Origin of the sequence: Rhodosalinus sediminis (genome assembly GCF_003385555.1) — a bacterium.
In the GTDB taxonomy this organism is placed as follows: domain Bacteria; phylum Pseudomonadota; class Alphaproteobacteria; order Rhodobacterales; family Rhodobacteraceae; genus Rhodosalinus; species Rhodosalinus sediminis.
Genome location: NZ_QOHR01000001.1, coordinates 111,655 through 135,499 on the forward strand (window position 1 = coordinate 111,655; position 23,845 = coordinate 135,499).

Below are 23,845 nucleotides of genomic sequence, written 5' to 3' on the forward strand. Positions count from 1 at the left end.
TTTGACCCAGATCAACACGCGCGAAGAAGGCGTTACATGCTGAATGAACCGATGTCCTCCCTCTCGCAGAACTGCTCGGATTGTCCGATCCGTCACCGAGCCGTCTGCGCACGCTGCGACGGAGACGAGCTCTCGCAGCTGGAGGAGATGAAATACTACCGCACCTTCGAGCCGGGGCGGACCATCGTCTGGTCCGGCGACCGGATGGATTTCGTGGCCTCCGTGGTGTCGGGAATCGCGACGCTGAGCCAGACGATGGAGGACGGGCGCACCCAGATGGTCGGCCTGATGCTGCCGTCGGATTTCATCGGCCGCCCCGGGCGGACGACCTCGGCCTACAACGTCGTGGCGACGACCGACGTGGTGATGTGCTGCTTCCGCAAGAAGCCCTTCGAGGCGATGATCGAGCGCACGCCGCACATCGCGCACCGGCTTCTCGAGATGACGCTCGACGAACTCGACGCCGCGCGGGAGTGGATGCTGGTGCTCGGCCGCAAGACCGCGCGCGAGAAGATCGCGTCGCTCCTGTCGATCATCGCGCGGCGTGACGCGTCGTTGCAGCTGCGCGGCACGCAGGGGCCGCTCGTCTTCGACCTGCCCCTCACGCGGGAGGCGATGGCCGACTACCTCGGCCTGACGCTCGAGACGGTGAGCCGGCAGATGTCGGCGCTCAAGCGCGACGGCGTGATCGAGCTTCAGGGCAAGCGCCACGTGACCGTGCCCGATTTCAACCGCCTCATGGAAGAAGCGGGCGACGACGCGGACGGCGGGCTGCTGGTCTGACGCGCGCGGCGTGACGCCACGGGCGGCGGCTGCGTGGTGCGCAGGCCCCTCGGGTGTGGCGATGGCGGCTGAGGGCGGACGCGTAACGCCCACGCGGCTTGCCAGGGAGCGGAGCGCGGCGCGCACGCACCCTGCGGGCGCCCCGGCATCGCGCGGACAGGCCGCTCCTTACCCCGCCGCGGTTCCGTCCTGCCAGCACGGCAGCAGGTCGCCCGGCTCCGGCGTCGCGTGATAGACCGCGCGCGCGATGGCGCGCGACAGGCACAGCGCCGCGGCGTGCCCGATCATCAGCCGTTCGGTCTCCGGCGCCTCGAGCGGGCTCGCGCCGGTCGCCACCCCGAAGACCAGATCGCCGTCGTTCGGCGTGTGGGCGGGCACCACGGCGCGCGCGATGCCGTCCTGCGCGGCGGTCGCCATGCGCTGCGCGTCGGCCTTGGTGAGCGCGGCGTCGGTGGCGACCACCGCGATCGTCGTGTTGCCCTGCGCGGCGAAGGCGGTGTGCTTGCGGCTTTCCAGCGTCCGGCCCAGCCCGGCGGCGGGATCGGGGCCGAGACCGCCGAACTCGCCCCCGATCTCGTAGGGCGCGGCCCAGAAATGGCGCTGCCCCGGCGTGGTGACGGCGCCCACCGGGTTCGCCGCGACGAGCGCGCCGACGGTCGCCCCGGTCTCCAGCACGAGGGAGGCGGAGCCGAGCCCGCCTTTCAGCATCCCGGTCAGCGCCCCGGCCCCAGCGCCCGCGGTGCCGAGCGCGAACTCCGCCGCCGCGGCGGCGTAGGCGCGCGCGCCGAGGGCGGGGTAGGGGCTCTCGGTCCAGTCCTTGGCTCCGCCGTTCAGCAGGTCGAAGAGGATCGCCGCCGGCACGATGGGCACCCGCGCCGGCCCGACCGCGAAGCCGCGCCCCTCGGTGCGCAGCGCCTGCACGACGCCGTCCGCCGCGGCGAGGCCGAAGGCCGAGCCCCCCGACAGCACGAGCGCATGCACCGCCTCCACCGTCTTGTCGGGCGCGAGGAGGTCGGTCTCGCGCGTGCCGGGCGCGCCGCCCATGACGCTGACCGAGGCGGTCAGGGGCGCGTCGGCGGTCACGACGGTCACGCCGGACTTCAGCGCCGCGTCCGCGGCGTTGCCGACCCGGAGGCCGGGGACATCGGTGATCAGGTTCCTCGGTCCGGGTCTCATCGCATCCTCCCAACGCCGTCGCCGCGCGTCGTCTCAGCAGGTTTCGCCGCGTCGGGCAATGCGTCGGAGCGCACGCGAGAGGTCGTTGCCCCGCCGCACGGCTTCTGAGACACTTCCCGTCACGGGTCCGAAACAGGAGTCTCCATGCCGCTGCGCGCCGTTCTCGCCTCGCTCGCCCTCGTCGCCGCCGGATGTGCGGCCGTCGTGTCCATGCCGGAGCCGCCCGAGGGGCAGGCCCTTTACGCCGAGTATTGCGCCGCCTGCCACGGCCCGGGCGGCCGGGGCGACGGGCCGCTCGCGGGCGAGGGCGGGCTCGCGCCGCCGGATCTCACCCGGATCGCGGCGCGCCGGGGCGGCACGTTTCCGCGGGCCGAGGTTCTGTCCACGATCGACGGCTACACGCGCGGGCAGGCGCACGGCGTGCAGATGCCGGAGTTCGGCGATCTCCTGATGGGAGAGACCGTGCCGGTGGATACCGGCGACGGGCGGATGTCGCCGGTGCCGCGCCCGCTCGCCGCGCTTCTCGTCTACATCGAAAGCATCCAGCAGGAGGCATCGTGATCCGCACCGCGCTCACCCTCGCCGCATTGGCGGCGGCCGGCCCGGCGGTCGCCCAGGACCCGGAGGCGGGCGAGGCGATCTACCGCACGCACTGCGCCGCGTGTCACGGCATCGACGCCGAGGGGAACGGCCCGATGGCGGGCGTGCTCACGATCAAGCCCACCGACCTCACCGCGCTCTCGGCCGACAACGACGGCGCCTTCCCGTCGCTCGACGTGGTGCGGCGCATCGATGGGCGCGATCCGCTCGTCGCGCACGGCAGCCCGATGCCGGTCTACGGCGATTTCTTCGAGGGCGGGCGCGCCGTCGCCGTCTCCGCGCCCTCGGGTCAGCCGGTGATGACGACGGAGCCGGTCGCCGACCTCGTCGCCTGGCTGCGCAGCGTGCAGGACTGAGGCGCCGCGGGTGGGCCGGGGCCTGCCCGGCGCCGACCCGCGGCCCGCATGAATGGCGCAAGGGCGGTCAGCCCCGCCAAGCCAGGGCTGCGTCGCCGGCAGGCGCACGCCTCACCGGCGCGCCCTGCCTGACCGACGGCCTCAGCCCCGGCAAATCCCCTCCACCTCTACGCCGCGCCAGGGCACGATCACGTTCGCCCCGGCGAGCGCGGCGTCCAGATCGCCGAGCGGCAGCGCCTCGCCCAGCAACGCGCGCAGGCGGTGCGTGCGCGGCGCCTCCGGGTCGAGCACGGTGCAGCAGACGTATTCCTCCATCACGGCGCCCTGCTGCTCGTAGCCGAAGTCGAGGAAGTCGGCCGTCTCGCTCTCGAAGAGGTAGGGATCCTCCGAGCGCATGTGCTCGCCCGCCGCGCGGAAGGGGTGGTAGCCCGTGCGCTCCCGCGCCTGCCACTGCCAGACGTGGGTGAGCTCATGCGCGAGCAGCATCGCCTCGGCCAGATGGAGCCGCTCGGGGAAGTCGGGCAGGAAATCCGGGGCGTAGAGATCGCGGCGGAAGAAGACCCGGTCGAAGAGCGCCACGGCCCCCGGCGAGACCTCCACCGGTTCGCCCACCGCGCCCGGCGGCCAGATCCGCTCCCGGCAGCTGGTGCGCGGGCGGGGCGGGCGGACCCAGGTGTAGGAGCCCACGAGCGCGCCGTCGTGGAGCCGCACCCGCTCCACGTCGAGCGCGGGACCATGCGTGAGTGCGGCGAAGGCGCGCTCGCCCTCCGTCAGCGGCCGCCCGCAGGCCGCGAGCGCGAGACAGAAGAGGAGAAGGGCGCGGCGCATGGGGGAAGGATACGCCCGCGGGCGAGGCGGACAAGGGCGGCCGGTCGTCGGCGGTGCGGACCTGCGCGGATCGTGACAGGGCGCCGGGCCACGCCCGCGGTCTTGTGACCGGGTGACGCGCGACTCTGCGGCCTCACCCCTCCCGGCACCGCCGATCAGGGCAAGGCGCCGCGTTTCTGGCGGCGGGGTCCGCCGCGCGGCGATGCGGAGCGCCCGCGCCGGGGAACCGGGCGGGCCGCGCGCGCCTTCCCCCGGCATGGCCGACGCCGCGCGCACCGTGATCGTCCACGAGACCGCCCGCCCGCCGCGTGGGGGCCTCTGGCTCGCCGCGCTCGCCGTCGTGCCGCTGCTGCTCGCCGTGCCGGCGCTCTGGCTCCTGCCCGGGGACCTCGTGCGGGAGGCGGCGCGGCTCTGGGCGGCGGCGCTCACGCTCTTCTTTTCCGGCGTGCGGCGGGGGCTGAGCTTTCGCACCGAGGGCGGGGCGACGGGCGCGCAGATGACGGCCTTCGCCGGCCTCTTCGCCGCCGGGCTCGCCGCGCTGCTGCTGCCGCCGGTCGCGGCGCTCTGGCTTCTCGCCGCGGCGCTGGGCGCGCTCGCGCTCGTCGATCCCCGGGCGGCGGAGCGGGGCGAGGTGCCGATCTGGTTCGCGGGGCTGCGCGCGGTGCAGATGCCGGTGGCGGCCGTGGCCCTCGCCGCGCTCGCGCTGCTCTGAGCGCGGGCGCGGGCCATTGACCGGCCGGGGAAACCGCCGCATATGCGGTCGCATGACCGAGCTCGCCTATATCCGCAATTTCTCCATCGTCGCGCACATCGACCACGGGAAATCCACGCTCGCCGACCGGCTGATCCAGCTCACCGGCACGGTGGCCGAACGCGACATGAAGGAACAGCTCCTCGACGCGATGGAGATCGAGCGCGAGCGCGGCATCACCATCAAGGCCAACACCGTGCGCATCGAGTACCCCGCGCAGGACGGCCATACCTACATCCTCAACCTGATCGACACGCCGGGGCACGTCGACTTCTCCTACGAGGTCAGCCGCTCCATGCAGGCGGTGGAGGGCTCGCTTCTCGTGGTGGACGCCACGCAGGGGGTGGAGGCGCAGACGCTCGCCAACGTCTATCAGGCGATCGAGGCCGACCACGAGATCGTGCCGGTGCTCAACAAGATCGATCTGCCCGCCGCCGAGGTCGACCGCGTTAGCGAGCAGATCGAGGAGGTCATCGGCATCGACGCCACCGACGCCGTGCAGATCAGCGCCAAGACCGGCGTCGGCATCCCCGACGTGCTCGAGGCGATCGTGCGCCGCCTGCCGCCCCCGCCGGAAGGCGACGCCACGAAGCCGCTCAAGGCCATGCTGGTCGATTCGAAATACGACCCCTACCTCGGCGTCGTCGTCATCGTGCGCGTGATCGACGGCGTGCTGAAGAAGGGGCAGCGCATCCGCATGATGCGCACGGGCGGCACCTACGACATCGACCGCGTCGGCGTCTATCGCCCGGCGATGGAGAACGTGGACGTCCTCCACCCCGGCGAGATCGGCTACATCACCGCCTCCATCAAGCAGGTGCGCGACACTCGCGTGGGCGACACCATCACCACCGAGAAGCACGGCTGCGCCGACCCGCTCCCCGGCTTCAAGCCGAGCCAGCCGGTCGTCTTCTGCGGCCTCTTCCCCGTGGACAGCGCGCAGTTCGACGACCTGCGCGAGGCGGTGGAGAAGCTCGCGCTGAACGACGCCTCCTTCACCTACGAGGTCGAAAGCTCCGCGGCGCTCGGCTTCGGGCTGCGCTGCGGCTTCCTCGGGCTTCTGCACCTCGAGGTGATCCGCGACCGGGTGGAGCGCGAATACGCGATCGAGCTCATCACCACGGCGCCCTCGGTCGTCTATCACGTCTACATGAAGGACGGGGAGCGGATCGACCTGCACAACCCCGCCGACATGCCCGACCCCTCGCTCGTCGAGCACATCGAGGAGCCGCGGATCAAGGCGACGATCCTCGTGCCCGACGAGTTCCTCGGCGACGTGCTCAAGCTCTGCCAAGAGCGCCGGGGCCTCCAGCTCGACCTGACCTACGCCGGCAACCGGGCGATGGTGGTCTATGACCTGCCGCTGAACGAGGTGGTCTTCGACTTCTACGACCGGCTGAAATCGGTGACCCGCGGCTACGCGAGCTTCGACTACGAGATCACCGGCTACCGCGAGGACCGGCTGGTCAAGATGCAGGTGCTCGTCAACGACGAGCCGGTGGACGCGCTCGCCACCATGGTCCACCGCGACCGCGCCGAACAGCGCGGCCGGGCGATGTGCGAAAAGCTCAAGGACCTGATCCCGCGCCACATGTTCAAGATCCCGATCCAGGCGGCGATCGGCGGTAAGGTCATCGCCCGCGAAACCCTCGCCGCGCTGCGCAAGGACGTGACGGCGAAGTGCTACGGCGGCGACGTCTCGCGCAAGCGTAAATTGCTTGATAAGCAAAAAGCTGGTAAGAAGAAGATGCGCCAGTTCGGCAAGGTCGAGATCCCGCAGGAGGCGTTTATTTCGGCGTTGAAGATGGATGGGTAGACGGGCTTGTGGTGTCAAGTCTCTTTCGGACACGGCGTTCCGAATTATGTCATTGGTATCCGACAGCTTCTATGCTGCGTCGTAGCATGGGCTGAGCCCAGAGTTTTATAGGAAATTGATGGGCTTGAGCCGCGCCAGCCCGCCAGGCGGCGCGGCTCGAGATCAATGTCTACCGAAACGCGGGCGCTTTCTGCGCGTGCTCGCGATACACTTGGAAAATCTGCTCGAGTTGCTCCTCGCAGGCCTCGGCGCACTCCTGAATAAGGTAGGCAAAGTAGTCCACGTCAAGATCATGCCCGTCGATGATCAGGGAAGCGATGAACTTCATCTTTTTCAGGGCGTTATCCGAGTCTTGAGGTTGTGTTTCTAAAATACGCCGCTCGAGCACCTCCAAGTGATACTGAAACAACGAAATCTTCACGTCCTGTTCTTCCAGTCGCTCCAGTTGGGAGTCGACCGACGGGTCGCACTCCATCTTCTTTGAGAGAAGGGAGGCCGGAAGCTTGAATCGCCGGACGAGGGATGCCCTGCGACGGCCTGCCTCAGCGCTTGTATAGTGAGGCTCATCAGGCGGCCGGCGATCGGCATCGTCCTCAGGCGGCTGGTAATGACCATTGTCTTCGGGCGCAGCTACCGCTTGCCGCACGGCCTGTGTGAGTTCTTCTGCCTCAGCGGTTTGTTCATCGGATTTCCGCGCTGACAAATCGGCCTGCCGCGTCAGACGTTGCGCCATCTCCTCGAGTTCTTTGGTCGCCTCGTCCAGAGCTTGCACGAAATGCCAATACTGACGCGTCAACTCAATAATCGATTCGTCTTTCGGCTCAAGCCCGTGCGCGATTGCAGTCTTGAGTCTCTTTCTGTCTACTAGGCCCATCATTGCATCCCCTCATGTGTTCTGGCGGTGATCAGTCAACTAGGACGTGTGCCACGAGAGGGGGGATAACCTGCGGTTCGTCTAAAAAGTGGGGCGAGTCTGGGATGTCTTCTGGGCCTAATTTCGGCACCGCGGCCTTCTTGGTTGATGAAACCTTAACGCTGCGGCGGATACACCACCTCCCTGAACTCCCGCCACTCCCGCTTCGAGAGCCCTGATGTCTCCTGCGTCACCTCCTCACCGTTCAACATCCGGCGGAGGCAGTCGAGGGCGGCGGCCGACAGCGTCGCGCCCCCCACGCGGTAGTCGAGGAAGGCCTTCCACGCCAGCGGGACCCAGTCGGCGACCAGCCGCCCGATCTCCTCGGCGTAGACGCGGATCTCGTATTGCGCATGGGTGTCGGCCCTGAGCCGCAGGAAGTGGAAGAGGTTGTGCAGGTCCGTCTTCCAGTACCACTGTGTGTAGATGTTGGCCGGCAGGTTCATCCGCGCGAGCTCGCGGGCGAGGCCCTGCTGCCCCTCGGTCGAGATCATCTCCTCGTAGTGGTCGTAGGCCCGCGCGGCGTCGCCCTTGAGGATCTCCAGCACCCGCGCGGATTCCTCCGGGCCCAGCACCTCGCCCCGCCCTTGGTTGTTCACCGTGGACTGCGCGGCGAGCGCGGACGGATCAGGGATGTAGAACTCCCGGTCGAGGATCGAGTAGCGCGCCGAGTATTCGTTGACGTTCGCCGTGCGGTGGCGGATCCACTGCCGCGCGACGAAAACGGGCAGCTTCACGTGCAGCTTGACCTCGCACATCTCGAAGGGGGTCGAGTGCCAGTGCCGCATGAGGTAGCGGATCAGCCCCTCGTCGTTCGAGACGTGCCGCGTGCCGGCCCCGTAGCTCACCCGCGCCGCCTGCACGATCGCCGCGTCGTCGCCCATGTAGTCGATCACCCGGACGAACCCGTGGTCGAGCACCGGGTGCGCAGTGTAGAGATGCGCCTCCATCCCCTCGGAGACCGCGCGCAGGGTCTGGCGCGGCGTGGCGCGCTGTTGCGCGATCTCGTCTTCCTGCTCGGGCGTGAGCGGCATGGGCGACTCCTCCAGGGGTGACTCGGTTTTGCGGCGACCATATCTTGAGAGGCGGCGCAGGAAAACCACCAGATCGGGTGGCGGCAAATTCGCCGCAGTCCGCGGAAAAATCGGCGATCCGCGGAGCCCCACACGTTGACGCGAGCGCGTCACACGCGGAAGTTTGCGAAAAACCCAAAAGATACGAGGACGCGTGCAGTCATGACCCGATCCCTGTCGCTGCTCTCCGTGCTGGCGCTGGTCGCGGCCTGCTCCAGCAGCGAAGATGGTTCGAACCCGTTCGATCCGCCCCCGCCGGACGACGGCGGCGAGACCTCCGACGACGGTCAGCCGCCCCCCCCGCTCGGCGGCGGCGCGCTGCCGCCCGGGACCGCGAACCCGACGCCGGACGCCTCCATCACCCGCTACGAGGAGCGGACCGACCGCGGCGACGGCTTCGCCGAGGCGCCGAGCTACGACGCCGCGACCGACACCTTCGTCGTGGACAACCTGCCGTTCGACGGCGACAACACCTACACCCGGGACGCCGCGGTGGCGAGCCTCGGGCCGCCGGGTGCACAGGGGCCGTTCGCCGTCTACGAGAACGCGGATACCGTGCCTGACCCGGAAACCGGCACCCCGATCGATCAGCTCGCGCACAAGGTGCTCTTCCAGCGAAGCCCCTCGGGGCGGACCGAACTCGTCATCATCCGGGCGGCCGACTACGAGCCCTTCGGTTTCGGCGGCTGGGCCTACCAGCGCAACGGCGGGGTGGAGCTGCCGGAGACGCTGCAGGCCACCTTCTCGGGCGATTACGCCGCGCTTCGTGATTTCGACGGTCGCGCGGGACTGGAATACGCGACGGGTGCGGTGAGGCTCGACGTCGACTGGGAGGATTTCAACGGAACCTCGGTACAGGACGCGATCAAGGGCACCATCACCGATCGGCGCATCTACGATCTCTCCGGCGCCGATGTGACGCAAGATTGGCTCGACGCGCTCGGCGAAGAGGCCGGCCGGCCCATCATTGATCTGCCGGCCGTGCAGATCGTTATCAGGCCGAGCACCGTCGACCAGAACGGAGAGATCGCGGCGACCGTGCGGAGCGCCTATACCGACGACGCCGGGGAGCCGCAGCAGTACGAGACCGGGACGCTGAACGCGATCCTCGCCGGGCCGACGCCGGACGAGATTGTCGGCATTGTCGAGATCGAGAGCGATGATTTGATCTCGGGCGACGGCACGGTCCGCGAAACCGGAGGGTTCGTTGCGAACCGCTAGGCGGTCTCCATGGTGCCTTCCGCCTCGTCTCGTCATCATCGGCCTTTTGTGCGTCTTGTCCGGCCTGCCGGCGCAGGCCGGAGAGGCGGAAGTCACACCCGATGAACTGCGCGCCGTCGCCCGAGAGGCATTGCGCCGCGCCGAACCGGATGTTGCCGTCGGCTACGCCGAAGCCCTGCTGACGCGAAACGACGAGGATGTCGGCGCCCATCTCCTTCGCGCCCGCGGCCTGCGCGACATGGGGCGTGAGGGTGAGGCGCGTGCTGCGGCGATGTCGGCCTGGCGGCTGGCCGACACGCCCGAAGCGCGGCATGCCAGCGCGCTGGTGATGGCGCAGGCGCTCGCCTCGGCGGGGCAACGGACGCGCGCGCAATGGTGGCTGCGCCGGGCTGTCCATCACGCGCCGGACGAAGCGGCGCGACGACGCGCCATTCGGGATTTCCGCTACGTCCGGGCGCGCAATCCATGGTCCACCGAGCTCCGCTTCTCGGTCGCGCCGCGCTCCAACGTCAACGGAGGCAGCGCACGGTCGACTATACGGATCTACGACCTGCCGTTCGATTTTCGTCTCAGGGGGAGCGCGCAGGCGCTCTCGGGCACCGAGATCGCCGCGGGCGTCTCGACAGGCTACCGCCTGCGCGGGTCGGCGCGGCGCAAGACGGAGGCGATCCTGCGTGCGGATTACCGGACCTACCGGCTGACGGACGACGCGCAGGACAAGGCACCCACCGTCGAAGGCTCTGATTTCGCACTCGGATCACTGGCCGTGACGCTCGCCGAAACCTGGCGGAGCCGGACGGATGGCGCCCCGCGGCGGGTCGCCGCCACGCTGGGGCAGGTCTGGTATGGCGGCGCGCCCTACACCAGCTTTCTGCGCCTTTCGGGCAGGCGGCACTGGGCGCTCGGGTCCCGCAGGACCGCGCATGTTTCGGTCATGGCCGAAGCCCAGCGAGGCCGCGACGGACGGGCCGACAGCGGCAAGCTGCGTGTCGGCGCCGGCACCGCCCGCCAGCTTGCGTCCGGGCATCGCCTGCGCCTTCACGTCGCTGCGACGGCAAGCCGGTCCCGGGCCGCCGCGCGCGACTACGACCGGCTCGAGGCCGGCGCCCGGCTCGACCTCGCGGAGCCGGTCCTGGGCGCGGTGCTGGATTTCGGCCTTCGCGTCGAAGGTGAGAGCTACGCCGGCCGGTTCTTCGGGATGACGGGGCGCGAGGACAGGACCGTGACACTCGACGCGACGGCCGATCTGGCCGAGCTCGAACAGTATGGCTTCATGCCGTCGGTCACGATCCGCGCCGAACGCACCCAGTCCACCCTCGGGCTTTACGACACCGAGAAGCTGGGGCTCGAACTGGGGTGGCGCTCGGCGTTCTGACGGCCCGCCTCTCGACTCTCGAGCGCGGGCGCCTAGGATCGTGCGGGCACCAACGGAGGAGCCGCGCGCATGACGATCCGCTACCTGCACACGATGGTCCGGGTGAAGGACCTCGAGGCGTCCAAGGCCTTCTACGAGCTGCTCGGCCTCGTCGAGACGCGGCGCATGGACAGCGAGCAGGGCCGCTTCACCCTCGTCTTCATGGCGCCCCCGGGGCAGGAGGAGTGCCCGGTCGAGCTGACCTACAACTGGGACGGAGACGAGGGGTTGCCCTCCGACAGCCGGCATTTCGGCCATCTCGCCTACGAGGTGGACGACATCTACGCGATGTGCCGTCACCTGCAGGACAACGGCGTGACCATCAACCGCCCCCCGCGGGACGGGCGCATGGCCTTCGTCCGCTCGCCCGACAACATCTCGGTCGAGCTCCTGCAGAAGGGCGAGGCGCAGCCGCCGGCCGAGCCCTGGGCGAGCATGGGGAACACCGGGCATTGGTGAGGGCGCTCGCCCTCCTCGCCACGCTCTGGGCGGGTGCGGCCGGGGCGGCGGAATGCCGGCTCGCGCTCCTGCTCGCCCTCGACGTGTCGAGTTCGGTGGACGCGGAGGAACACGCGCTCCAGCGCGAGGGGCTCGCCGCGGCGCTCGCCGCGCCCGAAATCCGGCGCGCGATCCTCGGCGAGGCGCCGGGGCACGTGGTGCTCGCCGTTTACGAGTGGTCGGGGCGCAACCAGCAGGACGTCGTGCTGCCCTGGACGGTGCTCGACGGCGACGCCGCGATCGACCGGGCGGCGGCGGCGCTGCGCGGGGCGCCGCGCGCCTTCTCGCGGTTTCCGACGGCGGTGGGCTACGCGCTCGGCTTCGGGGTCGGGATGTTCCGGCGCGGGCCGGACTGCGCGCGCCGGGTGCTCGACGTTTCGGGCGACGGCATCGGCAACGACGGCTTCGAGCCCGTCCACGCCTACCGCCATTTCGACTTTTCCGGCGTCACGGTGAACGGCCTCGCCGTGGGCGGCCACGATCCGCAGGTGCGGGACTACTACATGTTCGAGCTGCGCCGCGGCCCCGGCGCCTTCGTCGAATACGCCGAGGGCTACGCCGACTTCCGCCGCGCGATGGAGCGCAAGCTCCTGCGCGAGATCCGCGGCATGGTGATCGGGCGCGCGGGCGACTGAGAGGGTGGCCCCGCGCTCGCGTCGGTTTCGACCGATGCGCGGCGGTGGCAGCGTCCCGGGCCGCCCCGGGTGCGCCCGCTGGCGTGATCCGGGCGATCGGGGCAGGGCGCGCCCGCCGGCTACGCTCACTCGGCCGAGACGCGCTCCTCGCTCTCCCATGTGCCGGCGGCGGCGAGGATGCGCTCGGGCGTCTCGAAGGCCTCGCGCAGGAGGCGTTCGTAGAGCGCGGCCTCCGCCGCGCGGTCGAGCGGCGCGTCGGCGCCGGAGACTATCATCAGCGCCTCTTCCAGCGCGGCGACGGTGCCCGAGCCCTCGTCGAACTGCGCCTTCTTGCGCCAGACGAGGCTCTCGGGCAGCAGGTCGGCCACCGCCTTGCGCAGGATCCATTTCTCGGTCGTCGGCCCGGTGGATTCGCGCGCCTCCGGATCGGTGCGGCGCATCTTGAGGGTGGCGGGAATCGACTGCGCGAAGTCGATCAGGTCGCGGTCGAGGAAGGGCGTGCGCGCCTCGAGGCTTTCGGCCATGGTCACCCGGTCCACGCGCTGCAGGTTGATGTTGTGCATCGCGTTCAGTGACCGGGTGAGCTCCTGCGCGAGCTCGTGGGGGTGGTCGGCGTAGCCGTGGTGGTAGGTGTAGCCGGCGAAGAGCTCGTCGGCGCCCTCGCCGGTGAGCACCGCTTTCACGTGCCGCGCCGCGAGGCGGGCGGCGAAATGCGTCGGCACCGCCGAGCGCACGAGGTCCACGTCCGCGCTTTCGAGGTGGTAGATCACATGCGGCAGGACGCGGGCCACGTCGCGGGCGGTGAAGACCTCCTCGTAGTGGTCCGAGCCGATGTGCGCGGCGACCTCGCGCGCTGCGGCTAGGTCGGCGCTGCCCTCGGTGCCCACGGCGAAGGTCTTGAGCCGGTAGGGCGCGAGGCGCGCGGCGAGCGCGGCGATGATCGAGCTGTCGAGCCCACCGGAGAGGAAGCTGCCCACCTCGACGTCGGCCAGCATCCATTTCGCCACCGCCTCGTCGAGGACGAGGCGCAGCTCGCCGGCCACGGCCTCCACGTCGAGGCCCGGCTCCTCCTCGGCGGCGCCGTGGGGCGTGCGGTACCACTGCCGCAGGCCGTCGCGGCTGTCGTAGAGCATGCCGGGGCCGATCGCCTCGACCGCCTCGACCTCGATGCCGTCGAAGGCCTTGAGCTCGGAGGCGAAGGCGAGGCCGCCGCCGATGCGCGCCATGTAGAGCGGCTTGATGCCCAAGGGATCGCGCGCGGCGATGATCCGCGTCTTCGTCGCCAGCACGAAGGCGAACATGCCGTCGAGCCGGGCGATCCAGCGCAATTCGCCCGAGCGGAAGAGATGCAGGATCGACTCGCTGTCGCTTTCGGTCTCGAAGGCGCTCTCGCCGAGGATCGCGCGCAGGTCGGCGTGGTTGTAGATCTCGCCGTTGGCCACCAGCAGGTCGCCCTTGTCCCAGATCGGCTGGCGCCCGTCCTCGGGGCCGATGATCGAGAGGCGGCAGTGCGCCATCACCACCGGCGCGCCCTGACCGCGCACCACCTCGACCGCGTCGGGGCCGCGGTGGGCGATCTTCGAGACCATCTTCTCGGCGAGCGACTCGTCGCCGATGTTCCAGAGACAGACAAATCCGCACATGGGTCCATTCGCTTTCGCTGTGCCCGGACGCGGCGCCGGCCGGGCGCGCGGGGCGGCCGGCCGGAGGGCGCGTCGATATGGGCTGAAGCTTTCCGTGCGTCCGAGAGTAAGGGCTCCGCCCCGGGGCACAAGGGCGATTGCGACGCATCCGGCACACGAGACGTCGTTTTCAGGCCATGACTGGGGCGTCCTGCGGCACGCCCGGCACAGCTCGAGTACGGGGCGCGTTGCACCGGGCCGCGATCCGCTGGAAAATGGGGCCGCCAGAGGGAGGACGCCCGAGATGACCGAGACCACGCGCGAGGCGCTGCGCGCCGCGGCGCTCGCCTATCACGCCGAGCCCGCGCCGGGGAAACTCGAGGTGCGGGCGACCAAGCCGCTCGCCAACGGCCGCGACCTCGCCCGCGCCTATTCGCCCGGCGTGGCGGAGGCGAGCCTCGAGATCGCGGGCGACGAGACCGCGGCGGCGCGCTACACCACGCGCGGCAACCTCGTGGGGGTGGTCACCAACGGTTCGGCGGTGCTCGGCCTCGGCGACATCGGCCCGCTCGCGGCGAAGCCGGTGATGGAGGGCAAGGCGGTGCTCTTCAAGAAATTCGCCGGCATCGACTGCTTCGACGTCGAACTCGACGCGCGCGACCCCGAGGAGCTCGCCCGGATCGTCTGCGCGATGGAGCCGACCTTCGGGGCGATCAACCTCGAGGACATCAAGGCGCCGGACTGCTTCGTGGTCGAGCGCATCTGCCGCGAGCGAATGAACATCCCCGTCTTTCACGACGACCAGCACGGCACCGCGATCGTCGTGGGCGCCGCGGCGACCAACGCGCTGCGCGTCGCGGGCAAGCGGTTCGAGGACATCAAGGTGGTCTCGACGGGCGGCGGCGCGGCCGGGATCGCCTGCCTGAACATGCTGCTGAAGCTTGGCGTGAAGCGCGAGAACGTCTGGCTCTGCGACATTCACGGCCTCGTCCACGCGGGCCGCGAGGTGGACATGAACCCCGAGAAGGCCGCCTTCGCGCAGGAAAGCGACAAGCGGACCCTGTCGGAGGTGATCGAGGGGGCGGACCTGTTCCTCGGGCTCTCGGGGCCGAAGGTGCTCACGCCCGGGGACGTGGCCCGCATGGCCGGGCCGCCGATCCTCTTCGCGCTCGCCAACCCGGTGCCGGAGATCATGCCGGAGGAGGCGCGCGCGGTGGCCCCCGATGCGATCATCGCCACCGGGCGGAGCGATTACCCCAACCAGGTCAACAACGTCCTCTGCTTTCCCTTCATCTTCCGCGGCGCGCTCGACGCGGGCGCGACCGAGATCAACGACGCCATGCAGATCGCCTGCATCGAGGGCATCGCCGAGATCGCGCGCCAGACGACGAGCGCCGAGACGGCGGCCGCCTACCGGGGCGAGGCGCTGACCTTTGGGCGCGACTACCTGATCCCGAAGCCCTTCGACCCGCGCCTCTCGGGCGTGGTGGCGACGGCGGTGGCGAAGGCCGCGATGGAGAGCGGCGTCGCCGCGCGCCCCATCGCCGATCTCGACGCCTACAAGCGCGGGCTGGAGGCGAGCGTCTTCCGCTCCGCGCTGCTCATGCGGCCGGTCTTCGAGGCGGCGGCGACCGCGCAACGGCGCATCGTCTTCGCGGAAGGCGAGGACGAGCGCGTGCTGCGCGCTGCGCAGGCGATCCTCGAGGAGACCACCGAGACGCCGATCCTCATCGGCCGGCCCGAGGTGATCGCGCGCCGCGCGGAGCGCTACGGGCTCGAGATCCGGCCGGGCCGCGACCTGGAGATCGTGAACCCGGAGAACGACCCGCGCTACCGCGACTACTGGCAGACCTATCACGAGCTCATGGCGCGCCGCGGCGTCACCCCGGACATCGCGCGGGCGATCATGCGCACCAACACCACCGCCATCGGCGCGGTCATGGTGCAGCGCGGCGAGGCCGACAGCCTGATCTGCGGCACCTTCGGCGAATACCGCTGGCATCTGAACTACGTCACGCAGGTGCTCGGTCGCGACGGATACCGCCCGCACGGCGCGCTCTCGCTGATGATCCTCGAGGACGGGCCGCTCTTCATCGCCGACACCCATGTCCACGCCGAGCCCGCGCCCGAGCAGATCGCCGAGGTGGCCGTGGGCGCCGCGCGCCACGTCCGCCGTTTCGGGCTGACCCCGAACGTCGCGCTCTGCTCGCAGTCGCAGTTCGGCGCGATGGCCGAGGGCACGGGCGCGCGCCTGCGCGAGGCGCTCGCGCGTCTCGACGCGCAGGAGGCCGATTTCGCCTACGAGGGCGAGATGAACATCGACGCCGCCCTCGACCCCGAGCTCCGCGCGCGCGTCTTTCCGGAAAACCGGATGCAGGGGGCGGCGAACGTGCTGGTCTTCGCGCATGCCGACGCGGCCTCGGGCGTGCGCAACATCCTCAAGATGCGGGCCGGCGGGCTGGAGGTGGGGCCGATCCTGATGGGCATGGGCAACCGCGCGCATATCGTGACACCCGCGATCACCGCGCGCGGGCTTCTCAACATGGCCGCGATCGCGGGCACGCCGGTCGCGCACTACGGCTGACCCCGCGCCGGGGGCGACCGAGTGGGGGCGCTGCCCCCCTCGCCCCTGTCGGGGCTCACCCCCCGGGATATTTATGCCAAGAAGAAGGGGCGGACGCCGTCCGCGGGCGGGCCCGCCCGGCCGGCGGTGGGGGCGTCGGGGCATCATGGTATCCCGTGCCGCCCGCGGGCGGGGCGCTCAGCCGGCGCCCTCGGGCCGCTCGAACTGCAGGCGGTGCAGGCGGGCGTAGGCGCCGCCCGCGGCGAGGAGCGTCTCGTGCCGCCCCGTCTCGACCACGCGGCCGTCCTCCATAACCACGATGCGGTCGGCGTCGTGGACCGTCGAGAGGCGGTGCGCGATGACGAGGGTCGTGCGCCCCTCGGTCAGGCGGTCGAGCGCCGCCTGCACGACCTTCTCGGAGGCGGTGTCGAGCGCGGAGGTCGCCTCGTCCAGCAGCAGGACCGGCGTGTCGCGCAGGAGCGCGCGGGCGATCGCCACGCGCTGGCGCTGCCCGCCCGAGAGGTTGGAGCCGCGCGGGCCCACCGGCGTGTCGAGCCCGTCTGAGAGGCGCGGCAGGAAATCGCTCACATGCGCGGCGTCGAGCACCTCGCGCAGGCGCTCGGGCGGCACGTCCTCGCGCCCGAGGAGGATGTTCTCGCGCAGCGTCTCGTCGAAGAGGAGCGCGTCCTGCGTGACGACCGAGAAGAGGCGGCGGAGATCGGCGAGGTCGAGGTCGGCCACCGGCACGCCGCCCACGGTGACGCGCCCCGACTGCGGATCGACGAGCCGGGTGAGAAGGCTGAAGACGGTGGATTTCCCCGCGCCTGAGGGGCCGACGAGCGCCGTGGTCCGCCCCGCCTCGGCGGTGAAGGTGGCCCCGGCGAGCGCTGGCGTGTCGCCGTAGGCGAGGTGCACGTCCTCGAGCGCGATCTCCGGCACGCCCTCGGGCGGCGGCGCGGGGCGCGCCGGCGAGCTCAGCGCCGGGGTGAGCGAGAGGAGCTCGCGGATGCGCTCGACGCTCGCCGCGGCCGTCTGCCAGACGCCGGCGATATTGCCGAGACGGCGCACGGGATCGAAGGCGAGACCGATCGCCGTGAAGAAGGACATGAAATCGCCGACCGTCTTGTCGCCGGACAGGATCTCGGAGCCACCGTAGTAGAGCACGCCCATGAAACCGAGCCCCGCCATCACGTCGATCATGCCCGGGATCATCGCCTTACCGGCCGCGGCGCGCGTTTCCGTCAGGACGCGCCGCCGCGTGAGGCGCTCGTAGCGCGCGGCCTGATAGGCCTCGAGCGTGTTGAGCTTGACCGGCACGATGCCGAGGAAGATCTCGTTAAGCCGGGTGGACAGGCCGGCGGCCACGTCGCGGGCGCGGCGGGCCTGGGCGCGGGTGTAGCGCTGCAGGAAGAGGACCGGCGCAATCACGAGCGGCGCGCCGACGCAGGCGATCAGCGTCCAGCGCCAGTCCACGCCGAGCGCGACGGCGAAAAGCGCGACGACCGAGACCGCGTCGCGCCCCGCCCCGGTCAGGATGGTCCGCCAGACCTGATTGAGCGCGCCCACGTCGCCCTCGATCCGCTGCATCAGGTAGCCCGGCGGATGCGTCTGGTGGAAGCTGCCGTCGAGGCGCATCAGGTGGCCGAGGAGGTCCTGCCGGATCTGCGCGGCGGAGAGCTCGGAGAGCCGGGTCAGCAGCACCCGCTGCGCCACGCCGGAGAGCCCGCGCGCCGCGAAGATCGCGAAGAAGGCGAGACCGAGGAGCGGGATGGCCCCCGCGTCGCCGCCGACGAAGATGCGGTCGAACATGGGCTTCATCATCCAGCTCAGAAGCCCGAGCATGCTGCCCTCGACGATCATGAAGGCGAGCGCCACCGACAAGAGCTTCCAGTGCGGCCGGAGGTAGCGGCGCCAGAGCCAGAGGAAGAGCCCGCGGGTGTGCGGCGTGTCCCGAGCGGTCATGCCACCTCGTGCGCGGGGCGGCGCGCGTCGAAGCCCGCCTGGATCGCCCGGTTGTCGTATTCCTCCGCGATCCATGCCTCGAAATCGATGGCGCCGCGCGCCTGCCGGGCCTCGTAGACGTCGAGGATGTAGTCCTGAACGCCCGTCTTCGTCGATTTCAGGTGAATGTAGCGCAGGCCCAGCTGCTTCCGGGCCTCGGCGACGGAGCGGCCTTCGAACACCATGAGATAGGCCGCCGCGGCGAAGCCCGCGCGGTCGGCGCCTGACTTGCAGTGGAACAGGAACGGCCGCTCTGCGGCGCGCATCGCCTCCAGCATCTCGAGGATGCGGGCCGCCGGCACGGCGTGGCGCGCGCGCAGTTCGGCGTCCACCATCGTCAGGCCGAGCGCTGTGCAGCTCTCGCGCTCGAACAGGTAATGCGCGTAGCGCCCCGGCCCGCGCAGGTTGATGACCGTGCGGATGCCCATGTCGCGGTAGCGGCGCAGGCGCGCGTGCGTCGGCTGGTTGGAGCGGTAGACGCCGGGCGCGATCTCGAAGAAGTTGGTCCAGACCGTGCGCAGGAACGCATGATCGAGGACCTGGTAGTGCCACCACGCCGCCCGGCGCCCGGCGGGCGTCGATATGTCCCTGCCGAAGCTGCGACGCATGGTCCGTTCGGTCCGGTCGAACCAGTGATAAAGTCTCGTCAGCATCGCGGGCGCGCTCGTCATGTCGCCTCGCCGTGTAGAGGCTGCGCCCCGCGCTGGCAAGCGCGGCCCTCGGACGTTGACGCCGGCGGCGCGCCGGCTAGTGTCGCGCCGCCACGCACGGAGACGCCGCCATGAGCCTCGCCCAGGGTCGCCCCTATCTCGCCATTCCCGGCCCCTCGGTCGTGCCCGACCGGGTGCTCGCCGCGATGCATCGCCCCGCGCCGAACATCTACGAGGGCGAGCTGATCGAGATGACCGCGGGCATCGCCCGCGACCTCTGCGGCGTGGCGCGCACCGGGGGCGACGTGGCGATGTATGTCGCCAACGGGCACGGCGCGTGGGAGGCGGCGCTCGCCAACACGCTCGCGCCGGGGGACAAGGTTCTGGTGCTGGCCACCGGGCGCTTCGGGCACGGCTGGGCGGAGATGGCCGAGGCGATGGGCTTCGAGGTCGAGATCCTCGACTTCGGCAAGCGCGCGCCGGCCGATCCCGAGCGGCTGCGCGCCGCGCTCCGGGCCGACGCCGGCGGGCGCATCGGCGCGGTGCTGGCCACGCATGTGGACACGGCGACCTCCCTGCGCAACGACGTCGCGGCGCTGCGGCAGGTGCTCGACGAGACGGGGCACGGCGCGCTCCTCATGGCGGACTGCATCGCCTCGCTCGCCTGCGACCGCTTCGAGATGGACGCATGGGGCGCGGACGTGATGGTGGCGGGCAGCCAGAAGGGGCTGATGGTGCCGCCGGGCATGGCCTTCGTCTTCTTCAACGCCCGCGCGTCCGCGGCGCGGGCGCGGCTGCCGCGGGTCTCGCGCTACTGGGACTGGGCGCCGCGCGCCGCGCCGGAGCAGTTCTACCAGTATTTCGGCGGCACGGCGCCGACGCATCACCTCTACGGGCTGCGGGAGGCGCTCGACATGATCGCCGAGGAGGGGCTGGAGCATGTCCTCGCCCGGCACGCGACGCTCGCCCGCGCGATCTGGGCGGCCTGCGCCCGCTGGGGCGAGGGCGGGCCGCTCGAGCTCAACATCGCCGATCCCGCGCACCGGAGCCACGCGGTCACCGCGCTGCGCATCGGCGCGCCGCACGGGGAGCGGCTGCGGGCCTGGATGGCCGGGGAGGCCGGCGTGACGCTGGGCATCGGGCTCGGCATGGCCGAGCCGGGCACGCCCGAGGCGGGAGGCTTCTTCCGGATCGGGCACATGGGGCATCTCAACGCGCACATGGTGCTCGGGCTGCTCGCCTCGCTCGAGGCCGGGATGCGCGCGCTGGAGATCCCCTTCGCGCCCGGCGGCGCGGAGGCGGCCGCGGCGGTCGTGGCCGAGGCCGCGGCGCCGCCCGCCCGCAGCGCCGCCGGCTGACGGGCGCCTCGCGCGTCACCGACGCGATGCAGGTCGCGGCGCCGACCCGGCGAACGCCTCGTGAACTACGGCTACGTCAGCGACCTGATCCTGCAGGACGGCGCGGTCGAGGCCGTGGTCGTGCAGCCCAACGTCGCCTATGGCGCGGTCGGCTACCGGGCCTATCCGTATTACGGCTACCCGGACGGCGCCGGATGGTCGGCGGGCAGCCTCTACTACGACATGCCCTATCGGCTCGAGGACATCGGCGAGGTGGAGACCTTCGACTACGGCGACCTGAGCAGCTGAGGCAGTCGGAGATGGGTCCGCGGGCTGCGCGCGGGCCCTTTGCCGCCCCGCAGAATGCGTGCTCGCACGCATCGCTCATGCGAGCCTGTCGGTGCGTGGTGACCACACCCCCCTACCGGCGCCAGTGCCGGCACTTGAGGCGTGTGCTCGCGCGCAATTGGCATGGCCTTCCACGGGTGCGTGGTGACCACGCCCCCTGCAGATCTTGTCGTCCGATGCGTGATCTCAGGCCGGAGACGGCGCCGTCAGTGCGTCCACATGCCCCGCCGGTCGGAGGCGAAGTTCTCGCCGTAGCCGCGCGGGCGCACGTTCGTCCGGCGCTTGTGCGGCTCGAACACCTGCGCGTCGATGTCGTGCTCGCGCGCGTATTCGAGCGCCGCCTCCTTCGTGTCGAAGGTCAGCCGCACCTGCGCCTGCGTGTCCGCGGAGGACGTCCATCCCATCAGCGGATCGACCTCGCGCCGCGTTTCGGGGGCGAACTCGAGCACCCAGTGCTTGGTCTTCGCCGTCCCGGAGGAGGTGGCGGACTTGGCGGGTTGGTAGATGCGGGCGCGCATGGACCCCTCGCTGTCGTGCCGAATGCGGTGCGTCAGTCTCGCCGTCGATATGGACCACGCACGCCGGCGCGGCAAGACCCCCGCGCTGCGGCGGGCGGGGGCGCTCCGGCAGACCTTGGCCATCCGGCCTTTCGCGGGGAGCGAGGGGTGGGTAATGTGCGATCGGCCGAAGGCCAAGGAGCTGCTTGCGGTAAAATTGTACATCCTCGGTGTCACTTCACGCAAACAGATTCCGCGCCCCGGCCGGGCGCCCGTCTTGAATCCCGGCCCGCCGACGCCAGCTTCTGAAGCTCGAAAGGAGTGCCCATGCCCGACGACGTGCTGCACGCCCCGGCCCCCGACGTCCGCGCCCGCCCCAAGCTCGAGGGCGGCAAGCGCTTCGTCATGCAGACCGACTTCGCGCCGGCGGGCGACCAGCCGACGGCGATCGCCGAGCTGTCTGAGGGCGTCCTCTCCGGCGAGCGCGATCAGGTGCTTCTCGGCGCCACCGGCACCGGCAAGACCTACACCATGGCCAAGATCATCGAGGAGACGCAGCGCCCCGCGATCATCCTCGCGCCCAACAAGACGCTCGCGGCGCAGCTTTACGGCGAATTCAAGGGCTTCTTTCCCGACAACGCGGTCGAGTACTTCGTCAGCTACTACGACTATTATCAGCCGGAGGCCTACGTCCCGCGCTCGGACACCTTCATCGAGAAGGAGGCGCAGATCAACGAACAGATCGACCGGATGCGCCACTCGGCCACCCGGGCGCTCTTGGAGCGTGACGACGTGGTGATCATCGCCTCGGTCTCCTGCATCTACGGTATCGGCTCGGTCGAAACCTACGGGGCGATGACGCAGGACCTGAAGGCCGGCGAGAGCTACGATCAGCGCGCGATCATCGGCGATCTCGTCGCGCAGCAGTACAAGCGCAACGATCAGGGCTTCCAGCGCGGCACCTTCCGCGTGCGCGGCGACGTGATCGAGCTCTGGCCCGCCCACCTCGAGGACCGCGCCTGGCGCTTCAGCTTCTTCGGCGAGGAGCTCGAGGGCATCACCGAGTTCGATCCCCTGACCGGCGAGCGCTCGGGCACCTTCGATCAGGTGCGCATCTACGCCAATTCGCACTACGTCACGCCGAAGCCCACGCTGCAGCAGGCGATGACCCAGATCCGCAAGGAGCTGCGCCAGCGCCTCGACCAGCTGGTGAACGAGGGCAAGCTGCTGGAGGCGCAGCGCCTCGAGCAGCGCACCAACTTCGACCTCGAGATGATGGAGGCCACCGGCGCCTGCAACGGGATCGAGAACTACTCGCGCTACCTCACCGGCCGCGCGCCGGGTGAGCCGCCGCCGACCCTCTTCGAGTTCATCCCCGACAGCGCGATCGTCTTCGCCGACGAGTCCCACGTCAGCGTGCCGCAGATCGGCGGCATGTACCGCGGCGACTACCGGCGCAAGTTCACGCTGGCCGAGCACGGCTTCCGCCTGCCGTCCTGCATGGACAACCGCCCCCTCAAGTTCGAGGAATGGGACGCCATGCGCCCGCAGTCGGTGTTCGTCTCCGCCACGCCGGGCCCGTGGGAGATGGAGCAGACCGGCGGCGTCTTCACCGAGCAGGTGATCCGCCCCACCGGCCTCCTCGACCCTCCGGTGGAGATCCGGCCCGTCGCGATGCAGGTGGACGACCTCCTCGACGAGGTGCGCAAGGTCTCGGCCAAGGGCTACCGCACGCTCTGCACCACGCTGACGAAGCGCATGGCCGAGGACCTGACCGAATACCTGCACGAGCAGGGGATCAAGGTCCGCTACATGCACTCCGACATCGACACCATCGAGCGGATCGAGATCTTGCGCGACCTGCGCCTCGGCGCTTTCGACGTGTTGGTGGGCATCAACCTCCTGCGCGAGGGGCTCGACATCCCCGAATGCGGGCTCGTCGCGATCCTCGATGCGGACAAGGAGGGCTTCCTGCGCTCCGAGACCTCGCTCATCCAGACCATCGGCCGCGCCGCGCGCAACGCGGAAGGAAAGGTGGTGATGTACGCCGACAAGGTGACCGGCAGCATGGAGCGCGCCATCGCCGAGACCGACCGCCGCCGCGCCAAGCAGATCGCCTACAACGAGGCGCACGGCATCACCCCCGAGACCGTGAAGAAGAACGTGGAGGACGTGCTCGCCGGCCTCTATCAGGGCGACGTGGACATGAACCGCGTCACCGCGCAGGTCGAGAAACCGATGGCCGGCGCCAACCTGCAGGCCCATCTCGACGGCCTGCGCGAGGAGATGCGCAAGGCCGCCGAGAACCTCGAGTTCGAGGAGGCCGCAAGGCTCCGCGACGAGGTCAAGCGGCTGGAAGCGGTCGACCTCGCCGTCCACGACGACCCGCTGGCCCGGCAACAGGCCGTGGAGAAGGCCAGCGCGGAGGCCGTGGGGAAGAGCGGCCGGTCCACCGCGGGCCGCGCCGGGCAGCGCGGGGGTAACGTGAAGCGGAAGCGGTGAAGTGAGCGCGTCGCGCGCACATGGTCCGCCTCGGTTCGGTGACCCACGGGCGGCGGGTGCGGCACCCGCTTTCGCGCCGTCCGCCCCCGTCGCGTGCACGTGTGCGGACGATCGGCGGGGCACCCCGGCGCCCTCCAGCGACGCGTGACGTCCCTTGGTTGAACTGCGTGACGCGCTGCACGGAGACGTCGGGCGCCTTGACAGCGGCCCAGCCGCCGCCCCGGTGGTTTGCGCCCGGCGCCGGAGCGCGTATGGAGAGGG

General features: G+C 70.5%; 21 protein-coding genes. 13 read left to right on the plus strand and 8 right to left on the minus strand.

Features of this window, described 5'->3' with window-relative positions:
- Positions 1-36 precede the first annotated feature (36 nt).
- Complete coding sequence (gene fnrL, locus DRV84_RS00600) at positions 37-783, plus strand: transcriptional regulator FnrL (protein ID WP_115977808.1); 747 nt, start codon at positions 37-39, stop codon at positions 781-783.
- 168 nt (positions 784-951) lie between these two features.
- Here fnrL and DRV84_RS00605 read toward each other — a convergent pair whose 3' ends face one another.
- Positions 952-1,959, minus strand: coding sequence for a P1 family peptidase (locus DRV84_RS00605; RefSeq protein ID WP_115977809.1), 1,008 nt, complete (start codon positions 1,957-1,959; stop codon positions 952-954).
- Positions 1,960-2,103: 144 nt separating this feature from the next.
- Between DRV84_RS00605 and DRV84_RS00610 the strand changes: the two genes are divergently transcribed.
- Both DRV84_RS00610 and DRV84_RS00615 read left to right on the plus strand, forming a co-directional pair.
- Positions 2,104-2,520 (plus strand): c-type cytochrome, encoded by a 417-nt coding sequence (locus tag DRV84_RS00610; RefSeq protein ID WP_115977810.1) that lies wholly within the window; start codon positions 2,104-2,106, stop codon positions 2,518-2,520.
- Positions 2,517-2,915, plus strand: coding sequence for a c-type cytochrome (locus DRV84_RS00615; protein WP_239994943.1), 399 nt, complete (start codon positions 2,517-2,519; stop codon positions 2,913-2,915). Before DRV84_RS00610 ends, DRV84_RS00615 begins: the two co-directional genes overlap by 4 nt.
- Before the next feature lie 141 nt (positions 2,916-3,056).
- Here the strand turns inward: DRV84_RS00615 and DRV84_RS00620 are convergent, their stop codons facing one another.
- Positions 3,057-3,743, minus strand: a complete 687-nt coding sequence (locus DRV84_RS00620) for a hypothetical protein (protein WP_115977811.1) — start codon at positions 3,741-3,743, stop codon at positions 3,057-3,059.
- Positions 3,744-3,999: 256 nt separating this feature from the next.
- Here DRV84_RS00620 and DRV84_RS00625 point away from each other — a divergent pair, with 256 nt between their 5' ends.
- A complete protein-coding gene (locus DRV84_RS00625) occupies positions 4,000-4,455 on the plus strand; it encodes a DUF3429 family protein (protein WP_158547709.1) in 456 nt (151 codons plus the stop codon).
- A gap of 52 nt (positions 4,456-4,507) precedes the next feature.
- Positions 4,508-6,310, plus strand: a complete 1,803-nt coding sequence (gene lepA / locus DRV84_RS00630; protein WP_115977813.1) for a translation elongation factor 4 — start codon at positions 4,508-4,510, stop codon at positions 6,308-6,310.
- 169 nt (positions 6,311-6,479) lie between these two features.
- Here the strand turns inward: lepA and DRV84_RS15380 are convergent, their stop codons facing one another.
- Entirely contained in the window at positions 6,480-7,187 is a 708-nt protein-coding gene (locus tag DRV84_RS15380) for a hypothetical protein (protein ID WP_147298814.1), read from the minus strand.
- A gap of 152 nt (positions 7,188-7,339) precedes the next feature.
- Positions 7,340-8,257 carry an FAD-dependent thymidylate synthase gene (gene thyX, locus DRV84_RS00640; RefSeq protein ID WP_115977815.1) on the minus strand — a complete coding sequence of 306 codons (918 nt, stop codon included), beginning with the start codon at positions 8,255-8,257 and terminating at the stop codon, positions 7,340-7,342.
- A gap of 201 nt (positions 8,258-8,458) precedes the next feature.
- On the opposite strand from thyX, the gene DRV84_RS00645 reads away from it, so the two are divergent.
- The 4 genes from DRV84_RS00645 (at position 8,459) to DRV84_RS00660 (ending at position 12,064) form a co-directional block, all read left to right on the plus strand.
- On the plus strand, positions 8,459-9,517 hold the full coding sequence (locus DRV84_RS00645) for a hypothetical protein (RefSeq protein WP_115977816.1): 1,059 nt from the start codon (positions 8,459-8,461) through the stop codon (positions 9,515-9,517).
- Positions 9,518-9,572: 55 nt separating this feature from the next.
- Positions 9,573-10,892 (plus strand): tetratricopeptide repeat protein, encoded by a 1,320-nt coding sequence (locus tag DRV84_RS00650; protein WP_147298815.1) that lies wholly within the window; start codon positions 9,573-9,575, stop codon positions 10,890-10,892.
- A 69-nt stretch (positions 10,893-10,961) separates the two neighbouring features.
- Positions 10,962-11,390, plus strand: coding sequence for a VOC family protein (locus DRV84_RS00655; protein ID WP_115977818.1), 429 nt, complete (start codon positions 10,962-10,964; stop codon positions 11,388-11,390).
- Positions 11,387-12,064: a DUF1194 domain-containing protein gene (locus DRV84_RS00660; protein ID WP_420852962.1), complete on the plus strand. Its 678-nt coding sequence runs from the start codon at positions 11,387-11,389 to the stop codon at positions 12,062-12,064. The genes DRV84_RS00655 and DRV84_RS00660 overlap by 4 nt, the downstream gene beginning before the upstream one ends.
- A 125-nt stretch (positions 12,065-12,189) precedes the next feature.
- Here the strand turns inward: DRV84_RS00660 and asnB are convergent, their stop codons facing one another.
- Positions 12,190-13,707 carry an asparagine synthase (glutamine-hydrolyzing) gene (gene asnB, locus DRV84_RS00665; protein WP_115977819.1) on the minus strand — a complete coding sequence of 506 codons (1,518 nt, stop codon included), beginning with the start codon at positions 13,705-13,707 and terminating at the stop codon, positions 12,190-12,192.
- Between the two features lie 283 nt (positions 13,708-13,990).
- Here asnB and DRV84_RS00670 point away from each other — a divergent pair, with 283 nt between their 5' ends.
- Entirely contained in the window at positions 13,991-16,270 is a 2,280-nt protein-coding gene (locus DRV84_RS00670; RefSeq protein ID WP_115977820.1) for an NADP-dependent malic enzyme, read from the plus strand.
- A 177-nt stretch (positions 16,271-16,447) separates the two neighbouring features.
- Here DRV84_RS00670 and DRV84_RS00675 read toward each other — a convergent pair whose 3' ends face one another.
- Positions 16,448-18,211: an ABC transporter ATP-binding protein gene (locus tag DRV84_RS00675; RefSeq protein WP_115977821.1), complete on the minus strand. Its 1,764-nt coding sequence runs from the start codon at positions 18,209-18,211 to the stop codon at positions 16,448-16,450.
- Entirely contained in the window at positions 18,208-18,921 is a 714-nt protein-coding gene (locus DRV84_RS00680; RefSeq protein ID WP_239994945.1) for a tyrosine-protein phosphatase, read from the minus strand. Before DRV84_RS00680 ends, DRV84_RS00675 begins: the two co-directional genes overlap by 4 nt.
- 110 nt (positions 18,922-19,031) lie before the next feature.
- Between DRV84_RS00680 and DRV84_RS00685 the strand changes: the two genes are divergently transcribed.
- Both DRV84_RS00685 and DRV84_RS00690 read left to right on the plus strand, forming a co-directional pair.
- Positions 19,032-20,258, plus strand: coding sequence for a pyridoxal-phosphate-dependent aminotransferase family protein (locus DRV84_RS00685; RefSeq protein WP_115977822.1), 1,227 nt, complete (start codon positions 19,032-19,034; stop codon positions 20,256-20,258).
- Between the two features lie 60 nt (positions 20,259-20,318).
- Positions 20,319-20,546 (plus strand): hypothetical protein, encoded by a 228-nt coding sequence (locus DRV84_RS00690; protein ID WP_115977823.1) that lies wholly within the window; start codon positions 20,319-20,321, stop codon positions 20,544-20,546.
- 245 nt (positions 20,547-20,791) lie between these two features.
- Here the strand turns inward: DRV84_RS00690 and DRV84_RS00695 are convergent, their stop codons facing one another.
- Complete coding sequence (locus DRV84_RS00695) at positions 20,792-21,103, minus strand: ETC complex I subunit (RefSeq protein WP_115977824.1); 312 nt, start codon at positions 21,101-21,103, stop codon at positions 20,792-20,794.
- A 306-nt stretch (positions 21,104-21,409) separates the two neighbouring features.
- Here DRV84_RS00695 and uvrB point away from each other — a divergent pair, with 306 nt between their 5' ends.
- Positions 21,410-23,584 (plus strand): excinuclease ABC subunit UvrB, encoded by a 2,175-nt coding sequence (uvrB, locus tag DRV84_RS00700; RefSeq protein WP_115977825.1) that lies wholly within the window; start codon positions 21,410-21,412, stop codon positions 23,582-23,584.
- The last annotated feature ends 261 nt before the right edge of the window (positions 23,585-23,845 follow it).

What these genes read in the sequence shown, in the direction of transcription:
- asnB (WP_115977819.1), bottom strand. Translation starts at nt 13,707, where the DNA reads ATGTGCGGATTTGTCTGTCTCTGGAACATCGGCGACGAGTCGCTCGCC.
- fnrL (WP_115977808.1), top strand. Translation starts at nt 37, where the DNA reads ATGCTGAATGAACCGATGTCCTCCCTCTCGCAGAACTGCTCGGATTGT.
- DRV84_RS00625 (WP_158547709.1), top strand. Translation starts at nt 4,000, where the DNA reads ATGGCCGACGCCGCGCGCACCGTGATCGTCCACGAGACCGCCCGCCCG.
- uvrB (WP_115977825.1), top strand. Translation starts at nt 21,410, where the DNA reads ATGCCCGACGACGTGCTGCACGCCCCGGCCCCCGACGTCCGCGCCCGC.
- DRV84_RS00685 (WP_115977822.1), top strand. Translation starts at nt 19,032, where the DNA reads ATGAGCCTCGCCCAGGGTCGCCCCTATCTCGCCATTCCCGGCCCCTCG.
- DRV84_RS00675 (WP_115977821.1), bottom strand. Translation starts at nt 18,211, where the DNA reads ATGACCGCTCGGGACACGCCGCACACCCGCGGGCTCTTCCTCTGGCTC.
- DRV84_RS00680 (WP_239994945.1), bottom strand. Translation starts at nt 18,921, where the DNA reads ATGACGAGCGCGCCCGCGATGCTGACGAGACTTTATCACTGGTTCGAC.
- DRV84_RS00645 (WP_115977816.1), top strand. Translation starts at nt 8,459, where the DNA reads ATGACCCGATCCCTGTCGCTGCTCTCCGTGCTGGCGCTGGTCGCGGCC.
- DRV84_RS00610 (WP_115977810.1), top strand. Translation starts at nt 2,104, where the DNA reads ATGCCGCTGCGCGCCGTTCTCGCCTCGCTCGCCCTCGTCGCCGCCGGA.
- DRV84_RS00605 (WP_115977809.1), bottom strand. Translation starts at nt 1,959, where the DNA reads ATGAGACCCGGACCGAGGAACCTGATCACCGATGTCCCCGGCCTCCGG.
- thyX (WP_115977815.1), bottom strand. Translation starts at nt 8,257, where the DNA reads ATGCCGCTCACGCCCGAGCAGGAAGACGAGATCGCGCAACAGCGCGCC.
- DRV84_RS15380 (WP_147298814.1), bottom strand. Translation starts at nt 7,187, where the DNA reads ATGATGGGCCTAGTAGACAGAAAGAGACTCAAGACTGCAATCGCGCAC.
- lepA (WP_115977813.1), top strand. Translation starts at nt 4,508, where the DNA reads ATGACCGAGCTCGCCTATATCCGCAATTTCTCCATCGTCGCGCACATC.
- DRV84_RS00695 (WP_115977824.1), bottom strand. Translation starts at nt 21,103, where the DNA reads ATGCGCGCCCGCATCTACCAACCCGCCAAGTCCGCCACCTCCTCCGGG.
- DRV84_RS00670 (WP_115977820.1), top strand. Translation starts at nt 13,991, where the DNA reads ATGACCGAGACCACGCGCGAGGCGCTGCGCGCCGCGGCGCTCGCCTAT.
- DRV84_RS00655 (WP_115977818.1), top strand. Translation starts at nt 10,962, where the DNA reads ATGACGATCCGCTACCTGCACACGATGGTCCGGGTGAAGGACCTCGAG.
- DRV84_RS00620 (WP_115977811.1), bottom strand. Translation starts at nt 3,743, where the DNA reads ATGCGCCGCGCCCTTCTCCTCTTCTGTCTCGCGCTCGCGGCCTGCGGG.